We start from the raw sequence: 763 nt of genomic DNA, 5'->3' as shown, positions 1-763 counted from the left end.
GTCGGGCGGGGGTGTGCTGGGCCGGTGCCCCGCCGGGGCCGCGGGTTCCCGCCTCGCTCCCGCTTGCCCCGCCGTGGCGTGGGACACCCGTGTCACCTCCCTGCCTGCCCCATTGCGACCGGCGCGCGCCCTGCCGTCGCACCCGGGCCGCCCCGCACGCTCATCCGCATGGGGGACATCAGCGACGACGAGGTCGACTACGACCACGACACCGTGATCCCGTTGTCCGCGCCCGGACCTGACGCGGCCCGGCAGCCGCCCGCCGGCACGCCGCGGCCCTGGGAGGCGGCGGACCGCGCCCAGGCCGCCCGTGACGGGGCCACCGGGCCGGCCCCGCCCGCCCCGCCGCTTTGCCCGCACTGCGGACTGCCCGGCGACCGGCGCCCCACCTACTCCGGCCAGTACGTGCTGCTGGAGCCCCGGCTGTCCGTGCCGGCCCATCTCGTGCCCGGCGGGCACCGCTGGCACCTGGACGGCAACGGCACCGCCTGGAACGGCGGCCTGGACGAGCCGGAGCCCGGCACGACCTGCCGCATTCCGCACCAGCTGGCCTGCCCGGGCCTGACGCTGGACGAGATACAGCCGTGGCGGTGGCTGACGGCCGTACGTGCGGGCAACGCGCGGCTCGCCCGGCAGCGGGCCGATGAGGGCATCGTGGCCGGCTTTCCCGGAGACCTGCCGGACACGGGTTGAGCGGAGGGGCTCCGGGCCCTTCGCCGTCCGGCGGTCGAGGTCCGCCGGGGCCGGTGCCGGTGCCGGGGGC

Annotated in this window: 1 protein-coding gene; it reads left to right on the top strand. The window is 78.4% G+C overall.

The window, feature by feature from the left end; all coding sequences use genetic code 11:
• The first annotated feature begins 168 nt into the window (after positions 1-168).
• Entirely contained in the window at positions 169-693 is a 525-nt protein-coding gene (locus MTQ10_RS30875; protein WP_247474123.1) for a DUF6083 domain-containing protein, read from the top strand.
• The last annotated feature ends 70 nt before the right edge of the window (positions 694-763 follow it).

The sequence above is a fragment of the Streptomyces sp. XM83C genome, assembly GCF_023072675.1.
Taxonomy (GTDB): domain Bacteria; phylum Actinomycetota; class Actinomycetes; order Streptomycetales; family Streptomycetaceae; genus Streptomyces; species Streptomyces thermocoprophilus.
This window is presented reverse-complemented; position numbering and strand designations above follow the sequence as displayed.

Coding starts and splice junctions, on each gene's coding strand:
- MTQ10_RS30875 (WP_247474123.1), top strand. CDS start 169: ATGGGGGACATCAGCGACGACGAGGTCGACTACGACCACGACACCGTG.